Annotated in this window: 8 protein-coding genes and 1 rRNA gene; 2 read left to right on the top strand and 7 right to left on the bottom strand. The window is 38.9% G+C overall.

The annotated features are described in order from the left end of the window. Nucleotides 1-17: 17 nt before the first annotated feature. Nucleotides 18-488 (bottom strand): transposase family protein, encoded by a 471-nt coding sequence (locus tag AC5YCD_RS15430; RefSeq protein WP_496130000.1) that lies wholly within the window; start codon nucleotides 486-488, stop codon nucleotides 18-20. Continuing rightward, the gene (locus tag AC5YCD_RS15425; RefSeq protein ID WP_496129999.1) at nucleotides 436-846 is read right to left on the bottom strand and encodes a transposase family protein; all 411 of its coding nucleotides are present in this window, start codon (nucleotides 844-846) and stop codon (nucleotides 436-438) included. The genes AC5YCD_RS15430 and AC5YCD_RS15425 overlap by 53 nt, the downstream gene beginning before the upstream one ends. Nucleotides 847-1,361: 515 nt before the next feature. Here AC5YCD_RS15425 and fmt point away from each other — a divergent pair. After that, nucleotides 1,362-2,318: a methionyl-tRNA formyltransferase gene (gene fmt / locus AC5YCD_RS15420; protein WP_496130847.1), complete on the top strand. Its 957-nt coding sequence runs from the start codon at nucleotides 1,362-1,364 to the stop codon at nucleotides 2,316-2,318. Continuing rightward, entirely contained in the window at nucleotides 2,318-3,625 is a 1,308-nt protein-coding gene (gene rsmB, locus AC5YCD_RS15415; RefSeq protein ID WP_496130846.1) for a 16S rRNA (cytosine(967)-C(5))-methyltransferase RsmB, read from the top strand. Before fmt ends, rsmB begins: the two co-directional genes overlap by 1 nt. Nucleotides 3,626-3,668: 43 nt before the next feature. On the opposite strand, the gene zupT is transcribed toward rsmB, so the two are convergent. The 5 genes from zupT to rrf all read right to left on the bottom strand — a co-directional run bounded on the left by zupT (nucleotide 3,669) and on the right by rrf (nucleotide 8,458). Beyond that, on the bottom strand, nucleotides 3,669-4,475 hold the full coding sequence (gene zupT / locus AC5YCD_RS15410) for a zinc transporter ZupT (protein WP_496130845.1): 807 nt from the start codon (nucleotides 4,473-4,475) through the stop codon (nucleotides 3,669-3,671). Between the two features lie 86 nt (nucleotides 4,476-4,561). Further along, nucleotides 4,562-4,672 (bottom strand): methionine/alanine import family NSS transporter small subunit, encoded by a 111-nt coding sequence (locus AC5YCD_RS15405; RefSeq protein WP_496130844.1) that lies wholly within the window; start codon nucleotides 4,670-4,672, stop codon nucleotides 4,562-4,564. A gap of 1 nt (nucleotide 4,673) precedes the next feature. After that, on the bottom strand, nucleotides 4,674-6,158 hold the full coding sequence (locus tag AC5YCD_RS15400; protein ID WP_496130843.1) for a sodium-dependent transporter: 1,485 nt from the start codon (nucleotides 6,156-6,158) through the stop codon (nucleotides 4,674-4,676). A gap of 439 nt (nucleotides 6,159-6,597) precedes the next feature. After that, a complete protein-coding gene (locus tag AC5YCD_RS15395) occupies nucleotides 6,598-7,956 on the bottom strand; it encodes an MFS transporter (RefSeq protein ID WP_496130842.1) in 1,359 nt (452 codons plus the stop codon). A gap of 387 nt (nucleotides 7,957-8,343) precedes the next feature. Continuing rightward, nucleotides 8,344-8,458: ribosomal RNA gene (rrf, locus tag AC5YCD_RS15390) — 5S ribosomal RNA — on the bottom strand. Nucleotides 8,459-8,618 lie beyond the last annotated feature (160 nt).

Raw genomic sequence — 8,618 nt, 5'->3', positions numbered from 1 at the left:
TAGACTTCTTTCATAAGTTATTTTTTACTCAGCTCCAAATTGTAGATGCCCGCGATCAAATTAAATCTTAATCCGAGTCTTTTTCCTCGGTTTCGATAACGCTCGGCAAGGATTTTGAAGGTTTTCAAACGGCCAAATACATGCTCAATCCCAATTCTTCTTTTATTAATTTCTTGATTGTAAAATTTTAGCTCCAGATCTAGTTTGCAGCGCTTTTTTGCTTTTAATGGCAATAAGCTATTTGGATATACTGTATAGATCCCTTGATAACCTTTATCTGCAAGGATAAAGGCACCTGCAGGAATCTGATTCAAGTTGCGTTTGAAGAGTTCGAAATCATGTACAGCACCACGATTCGTACATAAACTCAGAACTTGCTGAGTTCTATAATGGATAATGGCCTGAACTTTGAAAGTATGTGCTTTCTTCTTGCCACTATAGCTTTTCTTCTGTTTTTTTAGGTCTTTGTATTGGGATTTCTGTGGCATCTACGACCACCACATTCCAGTCGATCCCTTTGCCTTCAGGCAAACTCTTAGGTAAATTAAATAGATTGGACTTGATGAGGCAGTCCTCTACCTGGCGGACGATTCTTGAAGCAGTAGGCTCTGACACGCCATAACTTGTTGCGACATGGAACAAAGTTCGATATTCACGCCAATAACTTAAGCACAGAAGAATTTGATCCTCTATACGCAATTTCGGAGGTCTACCTTTCTCTGGAACATGTTTCTGCAATTGCTCAACCATTACATAAAAGGTTGACCATGAGATGCCTGTATATCGCTTAAACTGTGTTTCAGAAAGCTTCTTTGAGTCGATGTATTTCATTCGTAAATTATGCATGAATATTCGAAATTCTTCGGTACAAATAAGAAGCAAAAAGTAGATCATTTTTTGATTTATGAAAGAGATCTAATATTATTTCTCACATAGAAAATTATAAGCTTAATCCATTAATATTTAGAAAACTAAAACTTCTAAATACTTCCAATTCATCTTTTTTTTGAGGTTTTATGCTTAGCATTTAATTGATTAATCTATTGATTTTTTTGTGCACGATATTGTCCTGAATCATAAAACTCAAAATATTTAAATAAGAGCTCAAAATTTTTGTCATTTCCTATATGACGTTAAGAACTTAGGTCACTTATAAAGCAATCAAACCAATGATTTTTATCAGGATCATGGCGTAAAGAATCAAAAGATCTTTTAAAGTCTATTTTTTACAGTACATACATAAGATCTCAGTATTTGAATGTAACAGCGAAACGAGCTCATGTAGTTTTATTCACTATAAAAATCCACTCGGATTTTGGCAGTTTGCTATAATTTACAAAACCACTGTATGGGCTGTTAAATTGAAAATTATCTTTGCGGGCACACCAGAATTTGCAGCAACTGCATTAGCTGCATTACTTAAAACTGAACATGAAATTGTCGCGGTCTATACGCAACCTGACCGCAAAGCAGGTCGTGGACAAAAATTAACAGCTTCGGCAGTCAAACAGTTGGCTTTAGAACATGACTTACCTGTCTATCAACCATTGCACTTTAAGTCTTCAACTGAAGAAGGTTTAGCAGCACAAGCTGAACTCAAAGCCTTGGGTGCTGATGTAATGGTAGTGGCAGCATATGGCTTGATTTTGCCACAAGTGGTCTTAGACACGCCTAAATACGGTTGCCTGAATATTCATGGTTCACTCTTACCACGTTGGCGCGGTGCTGCACCCATTCAACGTGCCATTGCTAGAGGGGATCAAGAAACTGGCGTGACCATCATGAAAATGGCCGCAGGTTTAGATACTGGCGATATGATGTTTAAAACCCTCTGTCCTATTCTCGCAGATGACACCTCAGCTACCCTTCATGATAAACTGGCTGTCCAAGGTGCTGAAGCGATTGTAGCTGTTTTGGCCTCAGAAGCGACTTTGCAACAGTATTTAGCACAGCGCGAAATACAGGATGAAACGCTCACTGTCTATGCACATAAATTGAGTAAAACTGAAGCACAAATTGATTGGTCACAATCTGCTGTACAAATTGATCGTAACATTCGCGCCTTCAATCCTTGGCCAGTGGCGTTTATCCGTTTAGATGAACAAAACAATTTACGTGTTTGGAGCTCAAGACTTTCTGAGCAGAAAGTAACAGCCCAAGCAGGTGAAATCATTGCTATTAGCAAACACGGCGTAAGCGTGGCATGTGGTGATGGTCAGGTCGTGATCCTAACCTCATTACAGTGGCCGGGCGCTAAAGCCTTAAATGCAGTACAAGTTCTGCAAACCCAAAAATTGAATATTGGACAAATTTTATAATGAAGCAATCTCCCCACGCCTCAGGTAAAAACCTCAACTTACGTGCTCAGGTTGTAAAAACGTTATTGGCTGTCCAAAATGGTCAATCATTACAATCGGTTCTTGCCCAACACATGAATATTGTGTCGGATAAAGACCGTGCCTTGTACCATGAATTGGTATTGGGCTGTTTACGTCAATGGCACTCATTAAAGCAACTGACGCTACCACTCCTTTCTAAACCTTTAGAAAATCAAGTGGTAGAGACGTGTCTTTATCTTGGTTTATACCAACTTTTATGTACCCGTGTTGCTGCCCACGCTGCGATTTCAGAAACCGTAGAAGCATGTAAACAATTGGGTATGGAAAGTTTAAGTGGCGTGGTAAATGCGATTTTACGTCGTGCGACCCGTGAATCAGAACAGTTCTATGATGTACTCGAACAAGCTCCAGGTTTACCAAGTTGGTTATCTAAGCGCTTGAAAAAAGATTGGGGTGAGCAACTCCCTGAAATCAGTTACCAGCTTAAACAACTTGCCCCCCTGACTTTACGTGTAAACACCCGTCAGGTGAGCCGTGATGAATATCTTGATATCTTAGAAGATGAAGGGATTGCGGCACATCGCTGTGAAATTTCTGAGGTGGGCATTGTCATGGACGAAAGCCTACATATTCCAAGCTTACCTGGTTTTGAAGCAGGTGGTTTCTCTGTACAAGATGAACATGCGCAGCTGTGTGCCACATTATTGCCAAACTTAGATGGTCAGTTTGTCATTGATGCTTGTGCAGCTCCAGGTGGTAAAACGGCACACATCCTAGAAACTTTTGATGTCAAAAAACTCATTGCTTTAGACCAAGACGAAAAACGTTTAAAACGTCTTTCAGAAAATTTAGAGCGTTTGGTCTTAGCTGGTGAGCATGTTGAAGTGGTTACAGCTGACGCTATTCAATGGCAAGCACCTGAATTAGCTGACTGTATTGTACTTGATGCACCATGTACTGCAGTGGGTGTAATTCGTCGTCATCCTGATATTCGTTTACTGCGTCAATCGAGCGATATTCAACAAACTGTAGAACTGCAAAAACAGATTTTAGAAAACATGTGGCAGCAGCTTAAAGTCGGCGGTACGCTACTTTATATTACCTGCTCCATTCTAAAAGCTGAAAACGAACAGCAGATGGTAAATTTCTTTAGTACGCATGCTGATGCTCAAGAAGTTAAAATTGATGCCAATTGGGGTGTAGAACAAATTCACGGTCGTCAACTGTTCCCACAAGTGGGGCATGGCGATGGTTTCTTCTACTGCCTAATGCAAAAAACTGCATAAGCAAACATAAGCAAAAAGGTGGCTTTCGCCACCTTTTTTTATTTTAGACAAAGCGAAAAATAACTAAACTAATAGCAAGAGATGCCATACCTGTGACTAAGCCATACACCGTTTCATGACCTTGTGCATAACGTTTGGCGGTGGGCAATAACTCATCTAAAGCCAAATACACCATGACTCCCCCAATCACTCCAAAAATAATGCCATACACTACAGGTCCCATCAATGGCGCCAAAATAAAGTAACCCAATGCAGCACCTAGAGGCTCAGCCAAACCTGAAACAAGGCTGGCTAAAATCGCGTAGTCTTTACGCCCTGTTGCCATATAGACAGGCAAAGCAATGGCGACACCTTCAGGAATATTATGAATCGCAATTGCGACTGCAAGTGGTGCGCCCAAAGTTGGACTTTCTAATGTTGCAAAAAAAGTAGCTAAACCCTCAGGTAAGTTATGTGCACTAATCGCAAATAAAGTCATTAAACCTGTGCGCAGCAATTGCTGTTGTAAGCCTGCATCTAGATGACTTTTTTCCACCACTTGATGTGGATTTGGAATCAGATGATCCAGCAACAATACTAAAATCACACCCAATAAAAAAGCGAGTGTGCCAAAGGCAAAACCTAAATTTTCATCATATTGCTGACTAAAGGAGTCTATAGATTTGTTTAAAATTTCAGTCAGTGCAACATAGACCATTGCACCTGCTGAGAAAGCTAAACCAAAAGATAAAAACCGATAGCTAGGTCGATTAAAAAAAATCACTAAAATCCCACCAACAACGGTGGCTAACCCCGCCATTAGCGTGACTAAAAATGCGCTCAGTACCTCTATATTTAAAACTGTGGACATGCGAAGAAGCCACCCAAAAAAATAGTCATTATCAAACAAATGATAATGACTATTATTTACAAAAACAATGCTTTTATTGTGGATGTCTAATCTTCAGCTTCATCAGGATTTTTAATCAAATGAATCGTAGCTAAAATTAAGCCGCCCCATAGTAAGCTCATTGAGATTATCATCATCATCAGTGCCGATGTATTCATATTATTTCTCCTCACTATGACGATCTTTCATTAAGCTAAATAAAATCGCACCTAAAATAAAGAAGGCCAATGTACCACCACCAACAATCCATAAAATTTCAGATGCATAACCGCCATAACCTTCTTGCATAATAGATTTTATAGTTAAGCCTAATGCAATCAATAATGAAATTGGCGTTACGATGGTCAACATAAAGTTCCAACTCGCACCCAACTTAATACTTGAATATTGATTAATATGCACTTCAAGTTGTTTCATTAATGGACGATGCAACCAAGACACCAAAATAATAGAAAGTAAACCACCACCCACAATACCAATGTTATTGGCAAAGTAGTCAATAATATCAACGAAGGTAATCGCACTATGCGTTGAGAACATTAGAGTAGATACAATGGCTGAACTACCAGCAATAATCGTTACTGACTTTTTATGTGACCAACCCAGCTTATCTTGGAAAGCAGCAATTGGTACTTGTAAAATACTCACCATAGAAGTAATCCCTGCCACAGTCAGCGAAGCAAAGAATAAGAAACCAAATAAGTCGCCGCCAGCACCTAAGCTTGAAATAATTTTAGGGAAAGCAATAAAGGCTAAACCAATACCACCTGAGACCACATCTTCTACTTGAGCACCTGAGCTAAATGCCATAAAGCCAAGTGCGGCAAATACACCAATACCTGCCAAAATTTCAAAGGATGAGTTAGCCAAAGCCACTACAACACCCGAGCCAGTTAAATTGGTCTTTTTCTTTAAATACGATGCATAGGTCAACATGATCCCGAAACCAACCGATAACGAGAAGAAAATATGGCCAAATGCTGCGAGCCATACTTTATAGTTGGCCATTGCTTCCCAATTTGGGGTAAAGAAGGCATTTAGACCATCCATTGCACCAGGCAAACGTACCGCTTGAATCACTAAGATAGAAAATAAAATTACCAAAAGTGGCATAAAGATTTTATTGGCCAACTCGACACCACGACGTACCCCGCCGTACAAAATCAGCATTACAGCCAACCAGACAATGACTAAGCCCCAAAATAATGTGGGTACAAAGCCAAGGGCTAAACCTTCACCATTTTGTAGATACGTATTAAAGAAGAATGCTTGCGTATCTGTGCCCCATTTTTGTCCAAACGAGTAGAACATATAACTGCCCGCCCAAGACAATACACTGGCGTAGTAAATACCAATCACCAAAGTCACCATCACTTGCCACCATCCAAGTGATTCAGCTTTCATAAGCTTTTTATAAGCAGTAGGTGGTGCTTTACGAAACTTATGTCCAACTGCATAGTCTAGAAATAGTAATGGAAGACCTGCTGCAAAAATTGCAACTAAATAAGGGATTAAAAAAGCACCACCGCCATTTTCATAAGCTACATAAGGAAAACGCCAAATATTTCCCAAACCCACTGCGGAGCCAATTGCAGCAATAATAAAGCCAGAGCGGGCTGACCAATTCTCGCGATTATCTGTCATAGAACACCTAAACCTTCGTCATTTTTTTAGCAGTTGTTATTGGATTAATCGCAGCTAAAAAAACTCCATTTCAATATTAATCTTGTTGTGTTTGAAGCTAGATTGACACCTTTTGGGCGCTAGGCTCTAATTTGCAAACAGAAAAAAATCAGATTGGTTTTTATAAAACTCGCCATGATTTTTTTCCTTTGATAGAACCACAATACCGATTTTTAATACGCTTTACTTAGATTTCTGCAGCAAAGTTGCGAGATTTATGTTCATCTATGGCTTAATTGTTCAAAATATAACTATTTTTATCTAATACAAAATAAGCTAAACATTAAAAATAGTTTTTGTATGCGTTTTTAGCATTCCATATAATTATTAATTATAGCTAAACTCGAGCCAAAACAGCCATAAAAAAAAGCCTCCCAAAGGAGGCTTTTTTTATTTTAAATTAAGTCGTTTGTTTAATTGGCTGAACTGGATTTGCTTCAAGCACAGATTCATCTACAACTTTCACTGGACGAATTAATGCCACCGCAATGACTGCGATAATGGCAGGAATCGCAACCGCTAAGAAATTGATTTTATGTGGTAAGGCTAAACCTAATAAGAAACCAATAAAAATTGGACCTACAATGGCACCTAATCGCCCAATCCCTGATGCCCAACCTAAACCAGTTGAACGTACTGCAAGCGGATAATACTGTGCAACATAACTGTACAGTAAAATACTACAACCAATTGAGGCTGCACCTGCGAGCGCGACCAGTAAATAAATGACCGGCTGTGGTGAATTAAAACCTAAACCCACTAGAGCCAAAGCACCAACCAACAACATACTAATAATCACAGGTTTAAGGTGGAAACGATCGGCTAGCACACCACCACCTGCAGTACCGATCACTGCGCCAATATTTAATGCCAACAGGAATGTTAAACTGCTACCGAGCGAGTAACCCGCTGCCATCATCAATTTTGGTAGCCAACTGCCTAAAGCATATACCATCAATAAACACATAAAAAATGCGGTCCAAAACAGAACCGTACCACCTGCACGGCCTTGCTTAAATAAAGCCGAAATAGATGCATCTGGCACTTTCACTTCATTCAGAACCAATACCGTATCTGGAGTTACTTTTTCTTCTGGTGCTAATTTCTGAACAATACTTTGGGCTTTTTCAATCTTTTGCTGCTTAACTAAAAAAGTTAAAGATTCTGGTAAAAACTTAATTAATAAAGGTAAAACTAATAAAGGAATACCTGCAATCCAAAACATGATTTGCCAGCCTACCGTTGGAGTTAACCAAGCGCCAAGCAAAGCAGCCATAATACCGCCCATTGCATAACCACTAAACATAGCAGTCACTAGAGTGCTACGTAATTTTTGCGGCGCATATTCAGAGGTTAATGCCACTAAATTAGGTAATACACCACCAATTCCAAGACCAGCAATAAAACGTAATACACCAAATTGGGTTGGATTTTCTGCGAAACCACCTAAGAAAGTAAAACCACTAAATAAAGTCACACAAATTAAAATAACTTTTTTACGACCAATTTTGTCTGCCAACATGCCAAACAACATGGCACCAAACATCATGCCCGCAAGTGCTGTACTTGCCAACATACCTGCTTGAACTGCAGTCATACCCCACTCTTGCATCAGCAAAGGTAAGACCACACCATTAATTGCTAAATCATAACCATCAAAAAGTACAACAAATAAGCACCAAAGTACCACTGTCATATGAAAGGGTTTAAATTTTGCCTTATCAACTACAGCATTGACATTCATTGTTTGCGCTGTCATTTATCCTCACCTCCAATTGTGAGATTTTTTTATTTTTTATTCGAATAAAATGAACAATCATTCATTTTTTCATTGGATAAGAATGACAGGATATGATGCTTTGTCCACAACCCTTAGGGTATTTAATTATGCATTTTAGGTATAAATAGGCATTTATATGGTCAAAAAAACTAAAAAAAGGTCTGTTGTAAACTAAATACTGAATAAATTAGTAATCAATTAATTTTATTAATTTATATAAAACATTAATTTATGGGAATCAAATATGGATATAAGACCAAAGGACCTAAAAATTTCTAAATTCAGTGTATTTCGTCGGAAATTTTGAGCAAAATTCAACACGAAAAAAATCCCCCGATCATTGATCGGAGGATTTTTAGAATAATGAGCTGGCGATGACTTACTCTCACATGGGTAACCCCACACTACCATCAGCGCTAAGAGGTTTCACTTCTGAGTTCGGGAAGGGATCAGGTGGTTCACTCTTGCTATTGTCGCCAGCACAACTTGGATGCTTACTTATCAGGTCTTACAGATGCCTAACTTTCGTCAAATGAGTTATTAACAGGTATATCTGAGTCGTCTATTTTGTTCGTTAACGTTAACTAAATCAAGTTGTTTGTAGTGATTTTGACTACCACACCAACTGTTTGGGTGTTGTA

Source organism: Acinetobacter sp. CY05, assembly GCF_059515805.1.
Note: the sequence above shows the minus strand (reverse complement) of the source record. Positions and strands in the feature narration are given on the sequence as shown.

Coding starts and splice junctions, on each gene's coding strand:
- AC5YCD_RS15400 (WP_496130843.1), bottom strand. CDS start 6,158: ATGACAGATAATCGCGAGAATTGGTCAGCCCGCTCTGGCTTTATTATT.
- AC5YCD_RS15395 (WP_496130842.1), bottom strand. CDS start 7,956: ATGACAGCGCAAACAATGAATGTCAATGCTGTAGTTGATAAGGCAAAA.
- rsmB (WP_496130846.1), top strand. CDS start 2,318: ATGAAGCAATCTCCCCACGCCTCAGGTAAAAACCTCAACTTACGTGCT.
- AC5YCD_RS15430 (WP_496130000.1), bottom strand. CDS start 488: ATGCCACAGAAATCCCAATACAAAGACCTAAAAAAACAGAAGAAAAGC.
- zupT (WP_496130845.1), bottom strand. CDS start 4,475: ATGTCCACAGTTTTAAATATAGAGGTACTGAGCGCATTTTTAGTCACG.
- AC5YCD_RS15425 (WP_496129999.1), bottom strand. CDS start 846: ATGCATAATTTACGAATGAAATACATCGACTCAAAGAAGCTTTCTGAA.
- AC5YCD_RS15405 (WP_496130844.1), bottom strand. CDS start 4,672: ATGAATACATCGGCACTGATGATGATGATAATCTCAATGAGCTTACTA.